The organism is Nissabacter archeti (genome assembly GCF_018257325.1).
Lineage (GTDB): Bacteria > Pseudomonadota > Gammaproteobacteria > Enterobacterales > Enterobacteriaceae > Chimaeribacter > Chimaeribacter arupi.
Genome location: NZ_JAERKB010000002.1, coordinates 204056 through 227755, shown reverse-complemented (window position 1 = coordinate 227755; position 23700 = coordinate 204056). Strand labels below are relative to the sequence as shown.

Sequence of the window (23700 nt, the reverse complement as noted above, 5' to 3'; positions counted from 1 at the left end):
GCTGATTGCTGAAGAGAAAAAGGGGAAACTGTACGGCCCCGCCTGTTTCAAGGGTAGTTCAGGCTGGTTTGTCCGGGAAAGAAAAAGGCACCGCGAAGGGTGCCTGCAGGAGAAAGGAGGCCGGTTACACCTTGAGTTCCATCCGTTTAATCTCGCCGACCACAAACAGGTAGCAGACCATCGCCATCAGCGCGGAACAGCCGACAAAGATCAGCGCGGCGTTGAATGAATGCAGCTCGCTGACCAGGTAGCCAATCACCAGCGGGGTGACGATCGAGGCGACGTTACCGAAAACGTTAAACAGGCCGCCGCACAACCCGACAATCTCTTTCGGTGCGGTGTCGGCAATCACCGGCCAGCCCAGCGCACCAAACCCTTTGCCGAAGAACGCCAGCGCCATCAGCGCCACCACCAGCGTGGTGCTGTCGGTGTAGTTGCACAAAATAATGCTGGACGCGAGCAGCATCCCCAGCACAATCGGCAGTTTACGCGCCAGCGTCAGCGACATCCCGCGTTTGATCAGCGAATCAGAGAACAGGCCGCCCGCCACCCCGCCGATAAAGCCGCACAGCGCCGGGATCGAGGCCACCAGCCCGACTTTCAGGATCGACATCCCTTTGTCCTGCACCAGATAGATCGGGAACCAGGTCAGGAAGAACCAGGTGATGGTGTTGATAAAATATTGGCCGAAGAAAATGCCGAGCATCATCCGGTTCGCCAGCAACTGTTTGAGGTAACCCAGTTTCGGGCCACCGCCCGCTTTTTTCGCCTGCGGGTGATCCATGTCAACTACCGCGCCGCCCTGCGCCACGTATTCCAGCTCACTTTTGGACATCCGCGGGTGGTCGGTCGGGTTGTGGATATATTTCACCCACACCGCCGTCAGCACAAAGCCTATCGCGCCCATCACGGTGAACACATGTTGCCAGCCCCAGGCGTAGGTCAGGTAGCCGAGCAGCGGCGAGAAGATCGCCAGGGAGAAGTATTGTGCCGAGTTAAAAATCGCGGAGGCGGTGCCGCGCTCTTTGGTCGGGAACCAGGCGGCGACAATACGCGCATTGGCCGGGAAAGAGGGAGCCTCAGAAAAACCGAGCATAAAGCGCATGGCAAACATCGAGGCCGCCGCCCAGGCCAACGGCACCAGATGCACAAACCCTTGCAGGAAGGTAAACAGCGACCAGAAAAACAGGCTGTAGGTATAGACCTTTTTAGAGCCGAAGCGGTCAAGCAACCAGCCGCCGGGGATCTGCATCAATAAATAGGCCCAGCCGAATGCCGAAAATATATAGCCCATCGACATGGCGCTGAGGTGCAGTTCTTTACCCACCGCGCTGCCGGCAATAGAGAGGGTGGCGCGGTCAGCATAATTGACCGCCGTCACAATAAAAATAATCAGTAAGATCAGATAGCGGGTGCGATGGCCCTTTGCTGCCGCTTCAACGGTCGTGACGCTCATCTCTTGATCCTCAAAGTGATTGATTTTTTGCCTTTTATTCGGCACAGCGGCATCAGCCCGCCGCCGCGGGAAATAATGGGGGTAATAAACATTCAGGAAAGAAATGAAATCTTAAAGGACATTCATCCGAATACCATTGTGCAAATGTACAATTCACGCGATGAATAAAAGCCGATAAATATCGGGATGCCTAAAGCAATGCGCGATAGATCGCACATTGCTTTTTTAATGGCCGCCAGCAAGGAGGAAAAAGCGTTTTTTCAGCACCGGATCACAAATAATGCGATATGTGCCGGCGCACAAATAAAGGGGAAAGGGTAACGTGCCGATGACACAAGGTACGTCTAACGCAAGGTGCGTCAGCTGCGCTCAATCTCTTTGGCGGTGCGGTCAAGGCTGTCAATAATGGCGTGCAGCGTCTCAGCGGATAAATTCTCTTTCGATAGACGCATATTCAGCGCAGTGCGGAAATTATTAATGGCGCGTTCAATTTCCGGGATAGCGCGGTTATTGGCCAGTACCGTCAGCGCATGTAACCGCCCGGCGGCGCGCGCCAGTGTTTCCCGGTTTTCCTGCAAGAAGGCGGCACCCTGTGCAGTGAGGCGGTAGGCTTTTTTTCCGCCGGCATGATCAAAGGCGTCGATATACCCCATCTCTTCCATCAGCGTGAGATTAGGGTAAATAATGCCGGGGCTGGGCGCATATTCCCCACCGGAGCGATCTTCAATCGCCTTAATTAATTCATAGCCATGTGCCGGGCGGGTTTCCAGCGCCGACAGCATCAGCAAACGAATATCATTGGCATCGAATAATTTTTCACGGCGCTGTTTTTTGCCGCCCATTCCCTGCCTGCGATCGCTCCGTGCTTTTTCACCGGCAGAAAAAATAAGCGGGGCATCGGCATGAGTAACGGGATTTTTCATAGGTCACGGCACAGGCAGGGAAACAGCCCCGAAGCATATCGGGGCAGCCTGCGGATTACAAGGCGCGCGGCCGCCATCGGGGCCGGAAATAAAAGGAGGCTGGAAATAAAATGGGGCAGCCTGTGCTGCCCCAGTGGGATTATTCAATAAAGGTATAAGGCGTGTAGAAATCTTCGCCCAGCCAATGATACGTGTCATATGTCTGGTGCAGGGGCTTACGGACGTAGCTGTCAGCGCGGTTCACATCCCCTTTGCCGCTGTATACCGCGTAATCCGGGTAGGGGAATACCGGGCGTGAGGCGGCATTGGCCGGGACAGTTTCCAGGCGCATCGGTGGCTGTTGGTGCCCGGCGGCCTGCGGCGGCGGGGTGCCTTTCTCCATCATCGGTTGCCCAAAGCTGTTTTTCTGCTGCGGCGCCGCCTGCCAGGTGGTGATGGCCTGCGGGGCGTGGCCGCGCTCCACCCAGTTGACCATTGGGGTAAGCAGGTCGAGCAGGCTTGGGCCTTCACCGCCGGAACAGTGGTACATGCCCGGCAACAGGTAGAGGCGCTCAAAGCTGTCGCGTTTCGCCTCGCCCAGCGTTTTACCCACCGCCGTGTGGTAGGCCACTGAATTCAGCGGTGAAATATGCGGATCGGCCCAGCCGTGCCAGATGATCAGCTTGCCGCCTGCGGCAGCAAACGCCGACAGATCCGGGTTGGTGGCGTCATACAGCGGGTGCAGCGCGCGCAGGGCATCAAAGGTTTCACGGGTGAAGCGCAGATCCTCCAGGGTATAGCCTGCCGGAGGGTTGTTCACAAAACTTATGGTCTTCAGCGCCGGCAGCGCAATATTACGGCTGAAGATCGGGTCATTGGCGGCCTGCGGAATAAACACCCCGGCCCAGGCCAGCTCCGAGCCAAACTGCGGCCCGCCGACAATCATTTTCTGCCCGCTCCCTTCCGCGCGCGGGCCGTCATACAGGCGGCGCAAGGTCGCAACCTGAAGCCCGGACAGGCAAGAGGAGGCATTGTCACCCGCCTTGCAGCGCAGGCTGGAGACATCAAAATGGCACGCCTGCGGATCCGCGATCAGTCCATCTTTCTGGCCGTCCAGGGCGTCACAGTGCGCCAGCACCGCCTGGTGGATCAGCGGCAACTGGGCCGCCGTGATGATCGCCTTGCCATCGCTGCCGGTGTTGGTCACCGCCTGCCAGGCATGGTAGAGCGCGTTCTGCGACTGGAAGTTCATCGCTGCCGCGCCGGCAATCACGCCGTTGAAATCCTGCGGGTAACGCTGGGCTTCCATCAGTGCTTCGCGGCCGCCGTCTGAGCAGCCGTCAAAGTAAGCGTAGGCCGCCGGGTGGTGGTAAAACGCCTCAATAATCTTCTTCGAGGCCACCGCCGTCAGGTGCACGCCGCGGTAAGCGAAATCTTTACGTTTTTGCGCATCGTTGCCGAAGTCTTCCTCTTCCTGGGTGTGGCCCATATTGGTCGAGGCGATGGCGAAACCATTGCTGTTAAGCGGGGCGCAACCCGCTGCCGCGCCGGCCTGCAAATCAATCCGGCCACACAGCCCGCCGCAGCCCACTTGCAGGAAGCGCTGGCGCCAGCTTGCCATCGGCAATGCTACCCGGAAGCCAATGGCCGGGGCCAGCGTGCCCTCCACCATGCAGAACGCTGCGCCGTTCTGCGTGGTCTCGGCGGCAGAGGTAATTTTGCTGCCTGCGCCGCCTATCCCCGTCAGGTCAATATTCGTCAGTGTTGCGCAGCCGGTGGCGGGTTTAATCACAGATAAAGCCGGAACCGGGTTTTCTGCGCTGTGCGCATGGCCACTTAGCCCGCCCATGCCTGCCGTTATTAAGGCAAAGATCGCGCGGTAATACTTATTACGGGTAAACACCATGATTGTTCCTTTTTATTTTATGCCGCCTTCAGCATACCTTTTTACCCACATCCTTAATTCCGGCGTTATTACGTGATGGCGTCAGGCTTTTTTCAGAAAATGAAACAGGATATATCCGGGGAATAACCTTACCCGTTTTTTTTGCAGGGATGCAGCGTGATAAAAATAACGCATGGGGTTCAGGCTATTTTGAATAGCCGCCGCAGGAAATAACCCGGTAAGGCGCACGGGAAATAAGGCTCCCCGGCCAGGGAGCCGGAGAATTATTTCTGATGCCAGTAGGCCACAGCGCGCAGCCTGTCCGGGTTTACGCCCCGTTCAATCAACTGGTCGCTGATCGCTTTCACCCCTTCCCCTTCACCGGTGACCCAGATGAAACTGTCTTCCGGCGGCAGCGCCAGTGCGGCCATGCGGGCGTTAAGCTGTGCAGCATCCGCCGGCAGCCATTCGCACTGCACATGATCCAGATCCGCCAGATAGGCTTTCGCTTCCGGGCGGTGGAGGCTGACGAGCACCGTCAACGTAATGTGCTGATGCGGGGCCAGTGCCAACAGGCGGCGGCGTAACGCCGGCAAACCGGACTCATCACAAAGGTAAATCTGGTGCGCGTAGGTTTCCGGCACCACCAGCGAGCCGCGCGGCCCGCCCATCGCCAGCCCGTCCCCCGGTTTGGCGGCCACAGCCCAGTCACTCGCCAGGCCCTGCGCATGGATGAAGAAATCCACCGTCAGTTCGTTCGTCGCCGCATCAAAATGCAGCGGCGTGTAGTCACGTGAGGCCGGGCGCTGGTCACCCCAGACGATGCCCTCCGGCGTCACCTGCGGCAGGTGCAGCTCGCCGGTTTCCCGATCGGGGAAGAAAATTTTGATGTGGTCATCGAACCCGGCAGAGCTGAAGCCCTTGAGCTGGTCGCCGTGGAACACGATCCGGCGGAAGCAGCCGGCGACGGTGTCCGCCTGTTTTACGGTGATCTGCCGGAACACCAGCGGATTGCGCACGCGGGTGGGTAATGGGGTTAAAGCTGGGGAAGTAGAGTGCTGCATCACGGGGCCTTCTGGTTGAAATAGGAACGTACAGGAGAGGTGCCACCGGGCGGTTCATCACTGCCTGCGGGCGTAAAATATATCTTAGATGTATTTTCACCACAATATCGGGCAGCGGCACGGCGTAGTAAAGTCCTGCCGGTTTCCGGCCGATACTGAGTGTGAGTGCTGCGTTTCTTTTAACATTTCTGTCATATAAACGCGAAAGCGGCCTCATTCGTAACCCTGAAAGCTTGCAGATTGGCAATCAGTAAACCCCTTTACCGAAAAGTGCGGTGCATTGTTACATTTTCAGGCGCAAGGCAGGAACCGGTTCCAGTGCAGGGGTGTGATATTTATCACACTGATATATAAGAAATAGTTAATGAATTTGGCTTTTTAAATTGGTGGGTTTTTAGCCAACTTATTGAATTATATTTACATTTATTCGTATCTTGTAATTCCATTAACATTTTCAGGTGTAGTCCGGCTATGTAAACTAACGAACTTTTAAAGATACCTATAAAAAATTAACAACCCTTTAATGTGAGACACCTCCTTTTATGCTTCTTCAAAAAGAGACTTCCCGACGCAAGTTCCTGCTTGGGTCGCTGGCTGCATTGCCATTAAGCGGCATGATTCTGAAAGGCCTGACAGCCGCAGAAGCCGCTGAACTGGCTGCCCCGGAGCTGGCAGACTACAAACCGATCTTTTTTGGCCCTGAGGAGTGGGCATTTATCCTCGCGGCGACCGATCGCCTGATCCCGGCCGGCGGCAAAGGCAAAGCGCCCGGCGCGCTGGAAACCAATGTGCCGGTGTTTATCGACCAGCAACTGCACGGCGATTTCGGCGAAGAGATTTACATGCAAGGGCCGTTCAATGCGCACGCCCCGGCCACCATGGGTTACCAGCTGCCGTTCCGCCCGCAGCAGATCTATAAAAACGGTATCCGCCTGGTGAATGCCTGGAGCCAGGCAACGCACCAGAAACCGTTCCACCAGCTCTCCCAGCAAGAAAAAGATGACGCCCTGACGCAGATGCAGAAAAACGGCATCGATTTCGCCACGCTGGGCGAAAACGACCTGAAAGCCTCGCATTTCTTTAACCAGCTGCTGACCGATACCAAACACGGCTACCTCTCTGACCCGATTTACGGCGGCAACAAAGGGATGAAAGCCTGGATCGCCATTGGCTTCCCCGGTGCACGCGCCAGCTATCTGGAGTGGGTGAAGCAACACAACATCCCTTATCCGCTGGGGCCGGTGAGCCTGCAGGGCGCGCGTGCCTGAACCGGGCAGCCGTGAGGTGTTTTTAAGCAATTTTTGTGATTTTTACAGGGTAAATGATGGCACAGCTGAATAAAGAAGAAGTCGACGTTGTCGTGGTCGGCCTGGGCTGGGCCGGCTCGCTGATGAGTATCGAGCTGGCAATGGCAGGATTAAAAGTGCGGGCGCTGGAAAAAGGCGCGGACCGTACCTATGACGATTTCGCCTATCCGAAACCGGCAGACGAGTACGCTTACGGCGTGCGTAACAAAGTGATGACCACCCCGGCGGAATCTGCCGTGACGGTGCGCTATACCATGCAGGACACCGCCCTGCCGACCCGTAAATGGGGCGCGTTTGTGCCCGGCGGCGGCGTAGGTGGCTCCGGCCTGCACTGGACCGGGGTACTGATCCGCCCGACGCCGATTGACCTGAAGCTGAAAACCTATGCCGATGAGGCGTACAAGCCGGGTATCCTTCAGGACGATATGCGCGTTATGGATTTCCCGTTCACCTGGGATGAGATCGAACCCTATTTTGACAAGTTCGAGCGCATTTGCGGCCAGTCCGGTAATACCGGTAACCTGCGCGGCAAGATCCTGCCGGGCGGTGACCCGTTCGAAGGCCCGCGCTCCAACCCGATGCCGCTGCCGGCGCTGGATGACACGCTCAACAACGTGATGTTCGCGGAAGCGGCGAAAAAGCTCGGTTACCACCCGTTCCCGAACCCGTCCGCCGCGGTTTCCCGTGCCTGGACCAACCCTTACGGCAACCAGATCGCGCCGTGTAACTACTGCGGCTATTGCAGTAAATACCCGTGCCTGAACTACTCCAAAGCCTCGCCGCAGACGGCAGTGATGGACGCGCTGAAGCGCATGGACAACTTCTCCTACGAAGTGCACGCCAATGTGCTGAAAGTCGAACTGCATGATGACAAGAAAACCGCCAAAGGCGTGACCTACATCGACCGGGACGGCAACGAGTGCTTCCAGCCGGCGAAAATCGTGGTGCTGAGCAGCTTCCAGCTCTACAACGTGCATTTGATGCTGCTCTCCGGCATCGGCAAGCCTTACAACCCGGTGACTGAAGAGGGCGTGGTTGGCCGTAACTATGCGTTCCTGAGCAACGGCGGCGCGACGCTGTTCTTCAAAGACAAAAACTTCAACCCGTTCGCCACCTCCGGCCCGACCGGGCAGATGTTCAATGACATCTCGCCGGGCAACTTCGACGGCCCCGGCCTTGGCTTTATCGGCGGCGCGAAGATCCACAGCTCACAGGCCACCGGCACCCCGATCGGTACCGCATTGCCGAAAGGCGTCCCGAGCTGGGGCACCGGCTGGAAAGAGGGCCTGGAAGAGTGGTACGGCCATTCGATGAAGATCAGCATCACCACCACCTGTATGTCGTATCGTGATATCTACCTCGATCTCGATCCGAACTACACCAATGAGCATGGCCAGCCGCTGCTGCGCATGACCTTCAACTGGAAGCAGAACGAGCTGAAGCTTCAACAGTACCTGAAAGGGATTGTGGGCAACATCGCCAAAGAGCTGAACCCGGACAGCATGAGCATGAGCTTCCTGCCGATGGACGCCACCTTTGACCTCACCAAATACGTCTCCACCCATAACGTGGGCGGCGCGGTGATGGGCGACGACCCGCGCACCTCAGCGCTGAACCGTTACCTGCAAAGCTGGGACGTGCACAACGTGTTTGTGCCGGGCGGCAACGCCTTCCCGCAGAACTTCCAGGCGAACCCCACCGACACCATCGGTGCCATTACCCTGATGGCGGCGCAGGCGATCAAGGAACAGTATCTGAAAAACCCCGGTCCACTGGTGCAGGTGTAAGCACATGAAAATGTTAACAATGAAACGTTTTTTTAAAGTAAGCGCGGTGGCGCTGGCAGCCGGTTTCGCCTGGCAGGCGCAGGCGGCGGATGACGCGCAACTGATTAAGCAGGGTGAGTACCTGTCCCGGCTCGGTGACTGCATGGCGTGCCACTCGCTGCCCAACAAACCGGCCTACTCCGGCGGCCTGGCGATCGAGTCCGATCTCGGCACGATCTACTCCACCAACATCACACCAGACAAGAAGCACGGTATCGGCAATTACAGCGAGCAGCAGTTCTCGGACGCGGTGCGCAAAGGGGTGTTGCCGGACGGCAGCCACCTCTACCCGGCGATGCCGTACCCGGATTACGCCAAAATCAGCGATGAGGATATGCACGCGCTGTACACCTACTTCATGAAAGGGGTACAACCGAGCGCCGAGCAGCCGCCGGAAACCGATCTCAGTTTCCCGTTCAACCAGCGCTGGGGCATGATGTTCTGGAACTGGGTATTTACCACGGACACGCCGTTCAAGCCGATTGGCGGCGCGTCAGCGGAAGTTAACCGCGGCGCTTATATCGTGGAGAGCCTCGGCCACTGCGGCAGTTGCCACACTCCGCGCGGCCTCGGCATGAACGAGAAAGCGCTCGACAGCGGCGAGGATAAGTTCCTCTCCGGCGGCAGCCTGAACCACTGGGATGTGCCGTCCCTGCGCGGCCTGCCGCGCTGGACGGAGCAGGAGATCGTGGATTACCTCCAGACCGGGCGTAATGACAAAGCGGCAGTCGGCGGCGAAATGACCTCCGTGGTCGAGCACAGCTCCTCGCACATGACGGAGGCTGACCTGAAAGCGGTGGCGGCTTACCTGAAGTTCCTGGGCGGCAACCCGGCCCTGCCGGCACGCAATGAGAAAGCGGCACAGGCTACCGAAGCCAAACTCACGGCAGCGAAAAACCTGAGTGAAGGCGAGCGCCTGTACCTCGACAACTGCGGCGCCTGCCACTTTGTCAGCGGCAAGGGCGCACCGGGCATCTTCCCGGAGCTGGACCAGGCCACCATTGTGAATGCGGATGACCCGACCGGCCTGATCCACACCGTGCTGGCCGGCGCGCAACAGCCTTCCACCGCGAAAGCACCGTCCACGCTGGCGATGCCGGGCTTCGCGGCGCGCCTGAGCGATGAAGAGGTGGCCGCGCTCACCACCTTCATTCGTCAGGGCTGGAGCAACCACGCTGAGGCCGTGACCAAAGAACAGGTCGCTGACGTGCGTAAGTCACTGCATCACAAAGAGTAATGCGCCCCCCCGATGGCGCGGGGGACATAAAACGCGGATAAGCAAAAGGGCCTCATCATGAGGCCCTTTTTGTTTTTACGGCTGCTGTTCCGCCACCAGCGCCTGCGCACAGGCCCAGGCGCTGCTCCACGCCCACTGGAAGTTATAGCCGCCCAGCCAGCCGGTGACATCCACCACCTCGCCGATAAAGTAGAGCCCCGGCACGTTGTTCGCCATCATGGTTTTGGAGGAGAGCGCGCGGGTGTCAACGCCGCCCAGCGTGACTTCGGCGGTGCGGTAGCCCTCGGTGCCGTTCGGCTGCACCCGCCACGCCTGCAGGCTCTCTACCAGCGCCGCCTGTTGCGGCACGTTAAGCTGCCTGAGGGTGACGTCCGGCAACTGCCCCAGGGTTTGCAGGCACTCCACCAGCCGCTTCGGCAACTGCTGCGCCAGCGTGTTTTTCAGGCTCTGGTTCGGGTGCGCGCGGCGCTCCTCATCCAGAAACGCTGCCAGATCCAGATTCGGCAGTAAGTTAATGCTCACAAACTCACCAGGCTGCCAGTAGCTCGAGAGCTGGAGGATCGCCGGGCCGGAGAGGCCGCGGTGGGTAAACAGGATGCTCTCTTTAAACGCCACGCCGTTTTCCGCCGTGACCACCGACGGCACCGACACGCCGGACAGCGTTTGCAGGTGCTCCAGCAGCGGCTTGTGCAGGGTGAACGGCACCAGCGCGGCGCGGGTCGGCAGCACCTTCAGGCCAAACTGCTCCGCCAGTTTATACCCAAACGGCGATGCCCCCAGCCCCGGCATCGATAACCCACCGGACGCCACCACCACTGAGCGGGCGCTCACTTCGGCACCGTTCAGCGCCAGCGTGTAGCCGCCGTCACCCTGTGTGACCGCCAGCACCTCACTGCGCAGGCGGATCGTCACCTTGCCCTTCTCACACTCTTTCAGCAGCAGGTCAACAATTTGTTGCGCGGAGTCATCACAAAACAGCTGGCCGAGGGTCTTTTCGTGGTACGCGATACCGTGGCGGTTAACCAGATCGATGAAATCCCACTGGGTGTAACGCGCCAGTGCCGATTTGCAAAAGTGCGGGTTTTGCGAGAGGTAGGCGGCCGGTTCGGTGTACATATTGGTGAAGTTGCAGCGGCCCCCGCCGGACATCAGGATTTTACGCCCGGCCTTTTTGCCGTTATCCAGCAGCAGAACGCGGCAGCCTCCCTGCCCGGCCAGCGCAGCACAAAACATCCCGGCTGCCCCTGCGCCGATCACCACCACATCAAACTGTTCCACTGCCTTACCTCTTGCTTATGAAGTCACTGATTTTACGCGCTATACCTGAATTTTCTGCTACATATAAAGAAGCACCGAATCGCTTCGGGCAGAATATTCAGGCGGCAAATTGTATGTCTGCCCTGATGGAAGTACCAGCGTAAGCAAACGTTAAAAAGCGTAAGCCTTATTAACAGTATGATTCCTTTTAAGTTTTCTTAAAAATACCGTGAGCCTGGCAACGTTTTTGTCAAAAAAATGACATATTTTGCTTTCCGATACCCCCCCTTGTCGCGGATAATGCGCCGCGTTCATGTCCACCAACTGGCGTAACGCTTATGCTACATCTGTTCGCTGGGCTGGATTTCCATACCGGCCTGTTGTTAGTCCTCGCGCTGCTGTTTGTGCTGTTCTATGAAGCCATTAACGGTTTCCATGACACGGCAAATGCGGTAGCCACTGTGATCTATACCCGTGCTATGCGTTCGCAAATTGCGGTCGTAATGGCGGGTTTCTTTAACTTCCTTGGCGTCATACTCGGCGGATTGAGTGTTGCTTACGCTATTGTCCACTTATTGCCTACCGATCTGCTGTTGAACGTGGGGTCTTCCCACGGCCTGGCGATGGTCTTCTCCATGCTGCTGGCAGCGATTATCTGGAACCTCGGTACCTGGTATTTTGGGTTACCGGCCTCCAGTTCCCACACCCTGATTGGTGCCATCATCGGCATCGGGCTGACCAACGCCATCATCACGGACAGCTCCGTGGTCGACGCGCTGAACATCCCGAAAATGGTCAGCATTTTCCTGTCGCTGATTATCTCTCCGCTGGTCGGCCTGGGTCTGGCGGGTGCGGTGGTGTTCCTGCTGCGCCGCTACTGGAGCGGCACCAAGAAGCGCCGCCGTATCCACATGACCCCGGCAGAACGCGAAAAAGTCGACGGCAAGAAAAAGCCGCCGTTCTGGACGCGTACCGCCCTGATCCTCTCCGCGATTGGCGTCAGCTTCTCGCACGGCGCGAATGACGGCCAGAAAGGCATCGGCCTGATTATGCTGGTGCTGATTGGGGTGGCTCCGGCTGGCTTCGTGGTCAACATGAATGCCACCGGTTATGACATCACCCGTACCCGTGATGCCGTGGTGCACCTGCAACAGTATTATCAGCAACACACTGATGCCCTGTCGCATATTGCCGTGCAGAAGCCGCTGGTGCCGACGCCGGAAGAAACCCTGCCGGATACGCCGAAAGAGTTCCACTGTGACAGCAGCCGCGCGCTGGAGGCGATTAACCGCGCCCAGACGTTGCTGACCAACCTGGCCAGCTACAGCGACCTCTCCGTAGACCAGCGCAACCATATGCGCCGCCTGCTGATGTGCGTGGCGGATACCGCTGACAAGGCGGCCAAGTTGCCGGGCACCTCTACGGAAGACAAGCGCTTCCTGAGCAACCTGCGCACTGACCTGCTGGCGACCGTCGAGTACGCACCGGTCTGGATCATTCTGGCCGTGGCGCTCGCGCTCTCACTGGGCACGATGGTGGGCTGGCGCCGTGTGGCGACCACGATTGGTGAGAAGATCGGTAAAAAAGGCATGACCTACGCCCAGGGCGTCTCCGCGCAGATGACCGCGGCGGTGTCGATTGGCGTGGCCAGCTACACCGGTATGCCGGTTTCAACGACCCATGTGCTCTCCTCTGCGGTTGCCGGCACCATGATCGTGGATGGCGGCGGCGTACAGAGCAAAACCGTGAAAAACATCCTGCTGGCGTGGTTCCTGACCCTGCCGATTGCGATTGTGCTTTCCGGCGTGCTCTACTGGCTGGCATTGCAGGTGATTTAACCTCCGTTGCCACCGGCCTCGTCGGGCAACATGCAAAGAAAAGGCGACCCTCCGGGGTCGCCTTTTTTATGCCCGTACCGTACTCAGTACCAGATCATCATCGCGACCAGACTGATGACCACCAATCCGCACAGGGCGCTGGTCAAAATAAACTGCCCGCGAACCCTGGCACAACGGCGGATAAATTCAGGATCATGATGATCAAGATAACGTTGGGAATAGATATAACGCACCAGCCTGATCTGTTTGCTGGGCTGCCCATGTGACGTGAAGAATCCCCCGCCATCCACATACTGATAAAGCAGCGGATCGCAGCCACGCAACACCACCAGCAATGCCCGCAATGAAGAAAAATAGCGCGCCATATTAATCACACATACCACACACAATGCCCAAAACAGCGCAACAGTACTGATCATGATCCCCCCTCAGGGCACCGCTCCCAAAGCCGGCCTGGCCGGTAGGGAACGCACTCGCCCCGCGTCTGCTTGACTCCTGACATACCGGGGCGTTTACCTACCCTCGCCCCTGGATCATCTTTTTGTTGAGCTACCGCCCCCGGCACACGCCGGGCGGTGGCTCCTTATTGAGTGTAGAAAATGAAAAAGTAAAACGGCGTGCCTGTTCATAACAATTTGTTCGAAGCCTGCCGTTTTTTCGCCGTTGCCGTGCTGTGCGCCGCCGGGATCATACCCGGATGCATAAGCGGGACTGTGTGTTGCAGCCGCACGTGACCCCCTTCACGCCCCTGCCACAGCACGGCGGGATTACCCCCGGATTAATGATAAAATCTGGAGTGCCCCAAAGGCGCTATACTTAGCTCATGCTGCTGATATTTCTCACACTAACGCGCGCTGAAAAGGAAAAAAGGGTACTTTTCAGGCGTTAAGGTGTAAAAAAGAGGTAAGCCGCCGTCATGGCGGGGCTGCCGCAGGAGAACAGGATACGCAACAAGGTGTTAAAGGTTGCCGTTGAGGGTGAAAAGCAGCGAGTGCGTTACGCGGCCGGGAACGGCGCGAACAGGTAAAACAATAATGATTCAGACGGGGCTGGCCGCAGCGCATTCTGCTTCCGGGCAGCGCCTCAGAGAGTGATTTTTTAACCGGCTTTATGGAAGGAGTACACTTATGGCTTACCAACATATTCTGATTGCTGTTGACCTGTCCCCGGAGAGCAAAATCCTGGTCGACAAGGCGGTTTCAATGGCAAGACCTTACAATGCCAAAGTCTCCCTGATCCACGTCGATGTTAACTATTCCGACCTCTACACCGGCCTGATTGACGTCAATCTGGGGGATATGCAAAAGCGTATCTCTGAGGAGACCCACAACGCGCTGACGGAGCTGTCGACCAACGCGGGCTACCCGGTGGCGGAAACCCTGAGCGGCAGCGGTGACCTGGGCCAGGTGCTGGTGGACGCGATTAAAAAATATGATGTTGATCTGGTGGTATGCGGCCACCATCAGGATTTCTGGAGCAAGCTGATGTCTTCAGCCCGCCAGCTGATTAACACCATCCACATCGACATGCTGATTGTGCCGTTGCAGGATGATGAAGACGACGAGTAAGGCAGCAAACAGCCTCAGGCTCTGCCGGACGCCCGCGAATGCGGGCGTCTTTTTTTCAGGCAGGCAGATCGGTGACGTTATCCTGAATCTCATTGTCATTCTCCGCCGGCAGAACCAGAGCGTTGGCCGGGGCCATTAACACCGAGGTTGCCGCCGCGCCTACCAGCATCACGGCCAGCCCTTTCGCCAGCCAGGCGTCAAACTGCACCTGCTGCGCCACGGTCAGCGGTTTGTCTGACCAGATAAAGAAATTCTCGGCCTGATAGCGTTCCAGCTCCGGCTCCGGCAGCGGATAAGGCAACAGCTCGACCCGCAGCCCCTCACTGACCAGCCGGATCGCTTCCAGCCACAGCTCCAGGCTGTCTTTGACCTGCCAGGCCAGCAACAGCACCGGCGCACCGGGCCGTTTGCGGGCCGTGTGCATGGCGAAACTGGCATATTCCATGATCGCCACATCCAGCATTGCCCGCTGTTGCAACAGCGCCGATTGGCGGCCGGAACTCAGGAACAGCCGCAGTGGGCGCAGAATATCGTTGACCAGGTTCTCAGAGGGAATTTCACGCCCGTAACGCCACAGCAGATGGCGCAGTTTGGCCGTCTGATGGTGCTCAAGGTGGTAAAGCAGTGCTTCCTGTTGCGCCTGCCAGCCCTGGGAGACCTGTTTTGCATCACCGGTTAAAATGGCACGGATTTGCGTCAGCGGCACCCCGCGTGATACCCAATGCAGGATAATGTGCGCGCGTGAAAGATCGCTGTCTGAATAACGTCGTTTACCGTCTTCACCCTGCAGCGGCTTCAGCAAGCCATGCCGCTGCCAGGAGCGCAGGGTGACCGGGTTGACACCACAAAGTTGTGCCACGACGTCGATACTATAGAGTGCCATGCCGGTTTCCTTAAGTGGGATGGGCGTTTTTTGAACCATACAGGAAAATGCTGCGTTAAAGGAAACTTCTTCGCAACATGAAGGGAAAACAGGCAGAAATGGTGTGCCCCTGCAGCGAAAACGGGGCACATGGCCAGCCGGCGATCCTATACCGTATTCACTGACTTATGACTTGTCCGCTGGGTCAGCGGTGCCGGGATAGAGATCAAACCGGTGGGATTTGGTTTCAATGGCGGCCTGGGCGGCAATGCCGGCCAACGGCGGTGCGTAATCCGGGCGTTTTACCACCACCCGTTTGGACGCCAGCGCTCTGGCTGGAGCCAGCAGCCCGTCAGCATCAAGATCCGGCCCCACCAGGGACTGGAATACCCGCATCTCTTTTTTCACCAGCGCACTCTTTTGCCGGTGCGGATACATCGGGTCGAGGTAGACCACTTCCGGCCGCGGGGTGATGCCTGCCAGCGCAGTCAGGCTGGAGGCGTGCAGCAACGTCAGGCGCTCACGCAGCCAGGGGCCGATTTCTGCATCCTGATAGCCGCGTTGCAGGCCGTCATCCAGCAGGGCGGCCACCACCGGGTTACGCTCAAGCATCCGTACCCGGCAGCCCAACGCCGCCAGCACAAATGCATCACGCCCCAGCCCGGCAGTGGCATCCACCACGTCCGGCAGGTAACTGCCCTTAATGCCCACCGCTTTGGCGACCGCCTCCCCGCGCCCGCCACCGAAACGGCGGCGGTGTGCCATCGTGCCGGTGACGAAATCCACATAGATGGCGCCCAGTTTCGGCTCATCACGCTTGCGCAGTTCGAGACGTTCCGGTGTCAGCACCAGCGCCATCACGGCGTTATCGTCAGAGGTGAGTTGCCAGCGCGCCGCCAAAAGCGATAAGGCGCCGGGATCGGCGCCTTCTTCACAAAGTAAACAGATGCTCACAACTCAGCCTTTGATGCCGTAGTGGCGCAGCATTGCATCGATCTGCGGCTCACGGCCACGGAAGCGTTTGAACAGCGTCATCGGCTCCTCGGAACCGCCGCGCGTCAGGATGTTCTCCAGGAACGACTGGCCGGTTTCGCGGTTAAAGATCCCTTCTTCCTCAAAGCGGGAGTAGGCATCCGCTGAGAGCACTTCCGCCCACAGGTAGCTGTAGTAACCTGCGGCGTAACCCCCGGCGAAGATGTGGCTGAACGCGTGCGGGAAGCGGCCCCAGCTCGGGGACGGCACCACCGCCACCTGTTTTTTCACTTCAGCCAGGGTCTGGAGGATTTCTGCGCCTTTGGCCGGGTCATACTCGGCATGCATACGGAAGTCGAACAGGCCGAACTCCAGCTGACGCAGGATAAACAGCGCCGCCTGGTAGTTTTTCGCTGCCAGCAGTTTGTCGAGCATCTCTTGCGGCAGCGGCTCGCCGGTCTGGTAATGGCCGGAGATAAAGGCCAGCGCTTCCGGCTCCCAGCACCAGTTTTCCATAAACTGGCTCGGCAGCTCCACGGCATCCCACGGCACACCGCTGATCCCGGCGACGCCGGCGGTGTCGATTTTGGTCAGCATATGGTGCAGGCCATGGCCGAACTCATGGAACAGCGTGGTCACTTCGTTATGGGTGAACAGCGCCGGTTTGTCGCCAATCGGGCGGTTGAAGTTACAGGTCAGGTAGGCCACCGGCTTTTGCAGCTCACCGTTGGCTTTACGCAGGCTGCCGGCGCAATCGTCCATCCAGGCCCCGCCACGTTTGTGCTCACGGGCGTAGAGATCGAGGTAGAAGCTGCCGCGCAGTTCACCGCTTTCATCAAACAGGTCAAAGAAGCGTACTTCCGGGTGCCAGGTATCGACGTCGTGGCGCTCTTTGGCGGTGATGCCGTAAATACGTTTCACTACCTCAAACAGGCCGCCCAGCACGCGCTGTTCCGGGAAGTAAGGGCGTAACTGCTCGTCACTGATGGAGAACAGGTGCTGTTTCTGCTTCTCGCCGTAGTAGGAGAGATCCCAGGCTTCCAGCGTCTCAACGCCGTAATGCTCTTTGGCAAAGGCACGCAGCTGCGCCAGCTCCTGCTCGCCCTGCGGACGGGCACGTTTCGCCAGATCCTGCAGGAAGTCGAGCACCTGTTGCGGGCTTTCCGCCATTTTGGTTGCCAGGGATTTCTCAGCAAACGAGGCAAAACCGAGCAACTGGGCCAGTTCGTGGCGCAGCGCCAGTTCTTCGGCCATCACGGCGCTGTTGTCCCATTTGCCGGCGTTCGGCCCCTGGTCGGAAGCGCGGGTGCCGTAAGCACGGTACATCTCTTCACGCAGCGCCTGGTTGTCACAGTAAGTCATCACCGGCAGGTAGCTGGGGATGTCCAGCGTCAGCAGGTAACCTTCCTGATCTTTTGCCTGCGCCAGCGCCTGGGCGGCGGCCAGGGCGCTTTCCGGCATGCCGGCGAGCTCGTTGACGTCAGTAATCAGCTTGCTCCAGCCCATCGTGGCATCCAGCACATTGTTGCTGTAAGTGGAGCCGAGTTCCGACAGGCGGGTCGAGATTTCACCGTAACGCTTCTGCTTTTCCGGTGACAAGCCAATACCGGACAGTTCGAAATCACGCAGGGCGTTGTCCACGGCTTTCTGCTGCGGCGCGGTCAGGCGGGCAAAATTCTCGCCCTCTTTCAGGTCACGGTAAGCCTGGTACAGGCCGGCATGCTGGCCGACCCAGGTGCTGTATTCAGAGAGCAGCGGCAGGCACTGTTCATAGGCGGCGCGCAGCTCCGGGCTGTTTTTCACGGAGTTCAGGTGGCTTACCGGCGAGAAGATGCGGCTCAGGCGGTCATCAGACTCCGCCAGCGGCTGGCACAAATTGTCCCAGGTGTACGGCCCGCCTTGTGCGACCACGCTTTCGACCGTTTTGCGGCACGCATCCAGCGCGGATTCCATCGCCGGCACAATGTGTTCAGGTTCAATTTTAGAGAACGGCGGCAGGGTAAAAGGCGTCAGCAATGGGTTTGTCATAAGGCAGTCCTGTTTATCGTTGTGGGCCGGTTGCGCGCAATCCGCTTCCGGCTGTCAAGGCGCCTCAGCGCCCTTCTGTAAGGCCAATAAGTAACATGAGGCCAAGTGTAGTGAAAATCAATGCACCCCGCTGCCCGGCTGTACACTCTCTGCAGGTGCGTGGTGGCCTTCGCCGGAGAGGGCAGCCTGGTCAATCTGCGCCACGGCATCCCGGCTGGCGGCACGGCGCGCCTCGCCGGTGAGTTCATGCAATTGCCCGGTGCGCATCTCCAGCAGCCGGTCAGCGTGCTCAAAATAGTGGTCGTCGTGGCTGATGGCGAGCACGGTTTTGCCCATCGCATGGAGTTGCGGCAGCAGTTCACGGTAGAAGGTGCGGCGGAATTGCGGGTCCTGATCCGCAGCCCACTCATCCAACAGCAGGATGTCACGCTGTTCAGCCACCGCCATTAACAGCGCCACACGCTTGCGCTGCCCCTGCGACAGCTTCAGGTTGGTAACCTGCCCCGCCTCCCAGGTAAGTTTCTCTGCCATTTTCAGCCGTTGCAGCCAGCTTTCTACCAGCGCGGCATCCGGTTCACTGCCCTGCGGCCCCATCGCCCGGCCAAACAGGTGGAAATCGGTAAACACCGCCGAGAACAACGCGCGGTAGGCGGGCAGCGTGTCTGCCGTGACCGGCACGCCGTCCACCAGCAGGGTGCCGGACGTCGGTGTATACAGCCCGGTCAGCAGCATCGCCAGGGTCGATTTGCCGCTGCCGTTGCCGCCAATCAGGAACACCAGTTCGCCCCGGCGCAGCGTCAGGTTCACCGGGCCGACTTCAAAACCGGCCCCGGCATAGCGGAAGGTCACGTCACGCAGCTCCAGCGTCTGCCAGTTTTTGGCCGCGACGGCGGTGGGGAAGCCCGGCTGGTGCGGCACCAGCTCCAGCGCCTTGAGCTTGCGGAACGCCACCTGCGCGCTGAGCAGCACCGGCAGCGCGCCCACCGCCTGCAGCAGCGGGGTACGCAGAAACAGCAGCGTCAGCGAATAGGTGGCCGCCACCGCAGTGTTGGCCCAGCCGAGGCGGTTAGCCATAAAGAACACCGCCCCGATGGCGCCCAGCATCATGATATTTGACCAGTTCACCGCACTGAGGTGGAAAGTGTCAGCGCGGATCACATGGCAGCGGTACGCCTGCGCATGCTGCTGGTACTCTTCTTCAAAGATATGGCGCGCGCGGCTGCGGTTCAGCGTCAGCTCTTTGCGGCCGTCAATCACCGTCTGGTAGTCCTGATAGAGGGCATCTTCCGCCTCACGCACACTGCTCAGGTGGCGGTAAACCCGCGCCACCAGCAGCCAGCCGCCCACGATGGTCACGGTCAGCCAGAGCGCGGTCACCACCAGCATTTTCGGCGAAAGCCAGCCAAGGTAGAGGGCGCAGCCTATCGTCAGGATGATGCCCTGCAACAGCTCCGGCAGGCGCACAAACGCCAGCGTGATGTTGCGGATGTCACTGCTCAGGCTGGCCTGCAACTGGGCGCTGCCGATCTGCTCAATACGCGCCACGTGCGTATCCAGGATCCGTTTGATGTACTCGCCGCGCAACTGGTAGACGAAATGGTGCCCCAGCGTGGTCAGCGCCAGCTGTGACCCAAGCGTCACCGCCATCAGCAGCACCAGGAAGCCCAGGAATTGCGGCAGCACCGCCAGTGAGCCGTCAAACCGGTTGATTAACTGGGTATTAATGAACGCAATCAGGCCAATACCCAGCGCGGCACTGGCCAGGCTGAGCAGAATCACCATCAGGAAAGGCCAGCGATACTGGCGGTACACAACGCGCAACAACTCCATAGGCTTTTGCTCGGTCAATGGATTTCAAGGAGTTGCATTGTAATCGGGAGGGGGGTGATAGCAAGGGGAATAGCAGGCGGCGAACGTTTCCTGGAACCTGTCTCGCAGAGGGCAAAAGGCTTTTCCCTTTTTCACGGCCAGACAGTTTATACTGTGCGTCATGCCTCCCCTGCAGAATACCGCAGGGCGTTTGCTTTATCGCCCCCGGCGCACCCTGTGCGCCTGCCGCCTGCCAGGCGGGTGCGGTGCGGCGATTGCCATTTTGCCTGATGTCGCAGTGCATCCTTAAAAACCGGAACCCATTACCGCCATGCTTAGTTACCGCCACAGCTTCCACGCCGGCAACCACGCCGACGTGCTGAAACATACCGTTCAGAGCCTGATCATTGAGTCGCTGAAGGAAAAAGAGAAACCTTTCCTCTATCTGGACACCCACTCCGGTGCCGGGCGTTACCAGCTCAGCGGGGAACATGCGGAACGCACCGGGGAATACCTGGAAGGCATTGGCCGCCTCTGGCAACAGGAAGATCTGCCGGAAGAACTGGCACCGTACCTGGAGGCAGTGCACGCCTTCAACCGCACCGGCACGCTGCGTTACTACCCCGGCTCGCCGCTGATTGCGCGCCACCTGCTGCGCGAGCAGGACAAACTGCACCTGACTGAGCTGCACTCCAGCGACTACCCGCTGCTGCGCAGTGAATTCCAGAAAGATGAGCGGGCAAAAGTGCTGAAAGCGGACGGTTACCAGCAACTGAAAGCGCAATTGCCGCCGCTCTCCCGCCGTGGGCTGATCCTGATTGACCCGCCGTATGAAATGAAAACCGACTATCAGGACGTGGTGAAAGGGATTCAGGAAGGCTACAAACGCTTTGCGACCGGCACCTATGCCCTGTGGTACCCGGTGGTTATCCGCCAGCAGATCAAACGCATGACGCGCGACCTGGAAGCCACCGGCATCCGCCGCATCCTGCAAATTGAGCTGGCCGTGCGCCCGGACAGCGACCAGCGCGGCATGACCGCCTCCGGCATGATTGTGATCAACCCGCCGTGGAAGCTGGAACAGCAGATGAACAACGTGCTGCCGTGGCTGCACAAGGTGCTGGTGCCGTCCGGTAACGGCCACACGCTGGTGAAATGGATTGTGCCGGAGTGATGGCCCGCCGTGCCGGGCAACCCGGCGCGGCACAGCGTTTTACGCGCAGGTTTTTATGCGCATACGACAGGGGCGGAATGCCGTCACACCTCAAACACGGCGAAATCACGCGCCAGTTCGGTATTGGGGAAAATGGCCCGGCACTCTGCCAGTAACTGCTCGCACTCGGCAAAACCGTAGCGCGAGCTGAAATGGGTGGCGATCAGCCGTTTCGCCCCGGCCAGCCGGGCAGCCGTAGCAGCCTGCACGGTGGTGGAGTGGCCGCGGCCGTTGGCCTTTTCTGCCATCGCCGCCTCTAACGTCGTTTCGTGCACCATCAGATCCACCCCGTCCGCCAGCAGGTCGGAAACCGGTGTGGGGGCCGTGTCCCCAAAAATCGCCAGCGATTTCCCTTTAGTGGATGGCCCGAGATAAGCGCTGCCGTCAATCACCCGGCCATCGGGCAGCGTCACGGTTTCGCCCCGTTTCAGTTGCTGGAACCACGGCCCGCGCGGCACGCCGTCCGCTTTCAGCCGTTCGCCATCCAGGTAGCCCGGCTTGTCATGCGCCTCAATCCGGTAGCCGTAACACTCCACCACATGGTTCATTGGCCAGGCCGTCACGCGGACGTTGCCGTCATCACACACTTCACCGGCACCTATCTCCACGATCTCCAGCGGGAAGGTCACAAAGGAGCTGCTGAGGGTCAGGCTGGTGTCGATAAACGCCCGGATGCCCTTTGGCCCGTAGACTGTCAGCGGCTCGGTGATCCCGCCCATTGAGCGGCTGGTGAGCAGGCCCGGCAGGCCGAAAATGTGGTCACCATGCAGGTGGGTGATGAAGATTTTTTCCAGCCTGCCCGGTTTCAGCGGGCTGCGCATGAACTGGTGCTGGGTGCCTTCACCGCAATCGAACAGCCAGGTGCCGCCGCTGCGGGCATTGCGCAGGGTCAGGGCAATCGCCGTGACGTTACGCTGCAAACTTGGGGTACCGGCACAGGTGCCGAGAAAGGTCAGGTACATGCTATGCTTCCACTTTGTTAAACGTCTGTATCCGAATAGATCGTTGTCGCCCTATCACAATCATAGGCGCAAACTTTGCGGCAATCGGCAGACTGGCGTTAAACTCTACATCAATTTTTCTTCTCATCTTTATGGAACACTTTCGATGACCAAACATTATGACTACCTTGCAATTGGTGGCGGCAGCGGCGGCATCGCCTCAATTAACCGTGCAGCCATGTACGGCCAGAAGTGCGCGCTCATTGAAGCCAAAGCGCTGGGCGGCACCTGCGTCAACGTAGGTTGTGTACCGAAAAAAGTGATGTGGCACGCCGCACAGATCGCTGAAGCGATCCATAACTACGGCCCGGATTACGGTTTTGACACCACCGTCAACGCGTTTGACTGGAAAAAACTGGTCGCCAACCGTACCGCCTACATCGACCGTATCCATACCTCCTACGACACTGTGCTGGGCAAAAACAACGTCGACGTGATCCGCGGCTATGCGCGTTTCGTTGATGCGCACACCGTAGAAGTGAACGGTGAGAAGATCACGGCTGACCACATCCTGATCGCCACCGGCGGCCGCCCGAGCCACCCGGCGATTCCGGGCGCGGAATATGGCATCGACTCTGACGGCTTCTTCGACCTCGACGAAATGCCGCAGCGCGTGGCCGTGGTCGGCGCGGGTTACATCGCGGTAGAGATTGCCGGTGTGATGAACGCCCTCGGCGCGCAGACCCACCTGTTTGTGCGTAAGCACGCGCCGCTGCGTACCTTCGATCCGCTGATCGTCGATACGCTGGTGGAAGTCATGAACACCGAAGGCCCGTCGTTGCACACGGAATCTATCCCGAAAGCGATCGTGAAAAATGCCGACGGCAGCCTGACGCTGGAGCTGGAAAACGGCAACAGCTTCGAAGTGGATTGCCTGGTGTGGGCGATCGGCCGTGAGCCGGAAACCGACAACCTGAACCTGTCCGTCACGGGTGTGGAAACCAACGAAAAAGGCTACATCAACGTCGATAAATACCAGAACACCAACGTTCCGGGCATTTACGCCGTGGGTGACAACACCGGTGCCATTGAGCTGACCCCGGTTGCCGTGGCCGCCGGCCGCCGCCTTTCCGAGCGCCTGTTCAACAACAAGCCGGACGAGCACCTGGACTACAGCAACGTCCCGACCGTGGTCTTCAGCCACCCGCCGATTGGTACTGTCGGCCTGACTGAGCCGCAGGCGGTTGAGCTGTATGGCGAAAGCGAAGTGAAAGTGTACAAATCCGCGTTTACCGCCATGTACACCGCAGTGACCCAGCACCGCCAGCCGTGCCGCATGAAGCTGGTCTGCGTGGGTAAAGACGAGAAGATTGTCGGTATCCACGGCATCGGTTTCGGCATGGACGAAATCCTGCAAGGCTTCGCAGTGGCGCTGAAAATGGGCGCAACCAAGAAAGATTTCGACAACACCGTGGCGATTCACCCGACGGCGGCAGAAGAGTTCGTTACCATGCGCTAAGCGCGGCGTAACCTGT

Annotated in this window: 18 protein-coding genes; 7 read left to right on the top strand and 11 right to left on the bottom strand. The window is 58.8% G+C overall.

Translation table 11 applies throughout. From position 1 onward, the window contains the following. Positions 1-124: 124 nt before the first annotated feature. The 4 genes from JK232_RS03790 to JK232_RS03775 all read right to left on the bottom strand — a co-directional run bounded on the left by JK232_RS03790 (position 125) and on the right by JK232_RS03775 (position 5307). Positions 125-1456, bottom strand: a complete 1332-nt coding sequence (locus JK232_RS03790) for an MFS transporter (protein ID WP_072927589.1) — start codon at positions 1454-1456, stop codon at positions 125-127. A gap of 359 nt (positions 1457-1815) precedes the next feature. Continuing rightward, on the bottom strand, positions 1816-2379 hold the full coding sequence (locus JK232_RS03785; RefSeq protein ID WP_246538251.1) for a PadR family transcriptional regulator: 564 nt from the start codon (positions 2377-2379) through the stop codon (positions 1816-1818). A gap of 139 nt (positions 2380-2518) precedes the next feature. After that, positions 2519-4264, bottom strand: coding sequence for a tannase/feruloyl esterase family alpha/beta hydrolase (locus JK232_RS03780; RefSeq protein WP_212588840.1), 1746 nt, complete (start codon positions 4262-4264; stop codon positions 2519-2521). Between the two features lie 263 nt (positions 4265-4527). Further along, positions 4528-5307 (bottom strand): siderophore-interacting protein, encoded by a 780-nt coding sequence (locus JK232_RS03775; protein WP_212588839.1) that lies wholly within the window; start codon positions 5305-5307, stop codon positions 4528-4530. 542 nt (positions 5308-5849) lie between these two features. Here JK232_RS03775 and JK232_RS03770 point away from each other — a divergent pair. The 3 genes from JK232_RS03770 to JK232_RS03760 are packed head-to-tail and all read left to right on the top strand — an operon-like array spanning position 5850 to position 9677. Then, on the top strand, positions 5850-6575 hold the full coding sequence (locus tag JK232_RS03770; RefSeq protein ID WP_072927602.1) for a gluconate 2-dehydrogenase subunit 3 family protein: 726 nt from the start codon (positions 5850-5852) through the stop codon (positions 6573-6575). Positions 6576-6631: 56 nt separating this feature from the next. Next, a complete protein-coding gene (locus tag JK232_RS03765; protein WP_072927604.1) occupies positions 6632-8401 on the top strand; it encodes a GMC family oxidoreductase in 1770 nt (589 codons plus the stop codon). Positions 8402-8405: 4 nt separating this feature from the next. Continuing rightward, complete coding sequence (locus JK232_RS03760; protein ID WP_101834471.1) at positions 8406-9677, top strand: c-type cytochrome; 1272 nt, start codon at positions 8406-8408, stop codon at positions 9675-9677. A 75-nt stretch (positions 9678-9752) separates the two neighbouring features. On the opposite strand, the gene JK232_RS03755 is transcribed toward JK232_RS03760, so the two are convergent. Further along, complete coding sequence (locus tag JK232_RS03755) at positions 9753-10955, bottom strand: BaiN/RdsA family NAD(P)/FAD-dependent oxidoreductase (protein ID WP_212588838.1); 1203 nt, start codon at positions 10953-10955, stop codon at positions 9753-9755. A gap of 317 nt (positions 10956-11272) precedes the next feature. Between JK232_RS03755 and pitA the strand changes: the two genes are divergently transcribed. Next, complete coding sequence (pitA, locus tag JK232_RS03750) at positions 11273-12772, top strand: inorganic phosphate transporter PitA (protein ID WP_212588837.1); 1500 nt, start codon at positions 11273-11275, stop codon at positions 12770-12772. 83 nt (positions 12773-12855) lie between these two features. Here pitA and uspB read toward each other — a convergent pair whose 3' ends face one another. After that, positions 12856-13191 (bottom strand): universal stress protein UspB, encoded by a 336-nt coding sequence (gene uspB / locus JK232_RS03745; protein WP_072927611.1) that lies wholly within the window; start codon positions 13189-13191, stop codon positions 12856-12858. 708 nt (positions 13192-13899) lie between these two features. Between uspB and uspA the strand changes: the two genes are divergently transcribed. Continuing rightward, positions 13900-14340, top strand: a complete 441-nt coding sequence (uspA, locus tag JK232_RS03740) for a universal stress protein UspA (protein ID WP_072927613.1) — start codon at positions 13900-13902, stop codon at positions 14338-14340. A gap of 55 nt (positions 14341-14395) precedes the next feature. On the opposite strand, the gene JK232_RS03735 is transcribed toward uspA, so the two are convergent. From JK232_RS03735 to JK232_RS03720, 4 genes are all read right to left on the bottom strand, one after another. After that, a complete protein-coding gene (locus JK232_RS03735; RefSeq protein WP_241506089.1) occupies positions 14396-15223 on the bottom strand; it encodes a MerR family transcriptional regulator in 828 nt (275 codons plus the stop codon). 165 nt (positions 15224-15388) lie between these two features. After that, a complete protein-coding gene (rsmJ, locus tag JK232_RS03730; protein ID WP_101854230.1) occupies positions 15389-16156 on the bottom strand; it encodes a 16S rRNA (guanine(1516)-N(2))-methyltransferase RsmJ in 768 nt (255 codons plus the stop codon). A gap of 3 nt (positions 16157-16159) precedes the next feature. Beyond that, on the bottom strand, positions 16160-18202 hold the full coding sequence (gene prlC / locus JK232_RS03725) for an oligopeptidase A (RefSeq protein WP_212588836.1): 2043 nt from the start codon (positions 18200-18202) through the stop codon (positions 16160-16162). Between the two features lie 117 nt (positions 18203-18319). Continuing rightward, entirely contained in the window at positions 18320-20032 is a 1713-nt protein-coding gene (locus JK232_RS03720; RefSeq protein WP_212588835.1) for a multidrug ABC transporter permease/ATP-binding protein, read from the bottom strand. Positions 20033-20342: 310 nt separating this feature from the next. Between JK232_RS03720 and JK232_RS03715 the strand changes: the two genes are divergently transcribed. Next, positions 20343-21185 carry a 23S rRNA (adenine(2030)-N(6))-methyltransferase RlmJ gene (locus JK232_RS03715; RefSeq protein ID WP_072927620.1) on the top strand — a complete coding sequence of 281 codons (843 nt, stop codon included), beginning with the start codon at positions 20343-20345 and terminating at the stop codon, positions 21183-21185. 83 nt (positions 21186-21268) lie between these two features. On the opposite strand, the gene rnz is transcribed toward JK232_RS03715, so the two are convergent. Beyond that, positions 21269-22186: a ribonuclease Z gene (gene rnz, locus JK232_RS03710; protein ID WP_072927622.1), complete on the bottom strand. Its 918-nt coding sequence runs from the start codon at positions 22184-22186 to the stop codon at positions 21269-21271. Between the two features lie 145 nt (positions 22187-22331). Between rnz and gorA the strand changes: the two genes are divergently transcribed. Next, positions 22332-23684, top strand: a complete 1353-nt coding sequence (gene gorA / locus JK232_RS03705) for a glutathione-disulfide reductase (protein ID WP_101834475.1) — start codon at positions 22332-22334, stop codon at positions 23682-23684. Positions 23685-23700 lie beyond the last annotated feature (16 nt).

Bases quoted from the DNA above. Each gene is read 5' to 3' on its own strand.
- JK232_RS03790 (WP_072927589.1), bottom strand. From the start codon at position 1,456: ATGAGCGTCACGACCGTTGAAGCGGCAGCAAAGGGCCATCGCACCCGC.
- JK232_RS03785 (WP_246538251.1), bottom strand. From the start codon at position 2,379: ATGAAAAATCCCGTTACTCATGCCGATGCCCCGCTTATTTTTTCTGCC.
- JK232_RS03780 (WP_212588840.1), bottom strand. From the start codon at position 4,264: ATGGTGTTTACCCGTAATAAGTATTACCGCGCGATCTTTGCCTTAATA.
- JK232_RS03775 (WP_212588839.1), bottom strand. From the start codon at position 5,307: ATGCAGCACTCTACTTCCCCAGCTTTAACCCCATTACCCACCCGCGTG.
- JK232_RS03770 (WP_072927602.1), top strand. From the start codon at position 5,850: ATGCTTCTTCAAAAAGAGACTTCCCGACGCAAGTTCCTGCTTGGGTCG.
- JK232_RS03765 (WP_072927604.1), top strand. From the start codon at position 6,632: ATGGCACAGCTGAATAAAGAAGAAGTCGACGTTGTCGTGGTCGGCCTG.
- JK232_RS03760 (WP_101834471.1), top strand. From the start codon at position 8,406: ATGAAAATGTTAACAATGAAACGTTTTTTTAAAGTAAGCGCGGTGGCG.
- pitA (WP_212588837.1), top strand. From the start codon at position 11,273: ATGCTACATCTGTTCGCTGGGCTGGATTTCCATACCGGCCTGTTGTTA.
- uspB (WP_072927611.1), bottom strand. From the start codon at position 13,191: ATGATCAGTACTGTTGCGCTGTTTTGGGCATTGTGTGTGGTATGTGTG.
- uspA (WP_072927613.1), top strand. From the start codon at position 13,900: ATGGCTTACCAACATATTCTGATTGCTGTTGACCTGTCCCCGGAGAGC.
- JK232_RS03735 (WP_241506089.1), bottom strand. From the start codon at position 15,223: ATGGCACTCTATAGTATCGACGTCGTGGCACAACTTTGTGGTGTCAAC.
- prlC (WP_212588836.1), bottom strand. From the start codon at position 18,202: ATGACAAACCCATTGCTGACGCCTTTTACCCTGCCGCCGTTCTCTAAA.
- JK232_RS03720 (WP_212588835.1), bottom strand. From the start codon at position 20,032: ATGGAGTTGTTGCGCGTTGTGTACCGCCAGTATCGCTGGCCTTTCCTG.
- JK232_RS03715 (WP_072927620.1), top strand. From the start codon at position 20,343: ATGCTTAGTTACCGCCACAGCTTCCACGCCGGCAACCACGCCGACGTG.
- rnz (WP_072927622.1), bottom strand. From the start codon at position 22,186: ATGTACCTGACCTTTCTCGGCACCTGTGCCGGTACCCCAAGTTTGCAG.
- gorA (WP_101834475.1), top strand. From the start codon at position 22,332: ATGACCAAACATTATGACTACCTTGCAATTGGTGGCGGCAGCGGCGGC.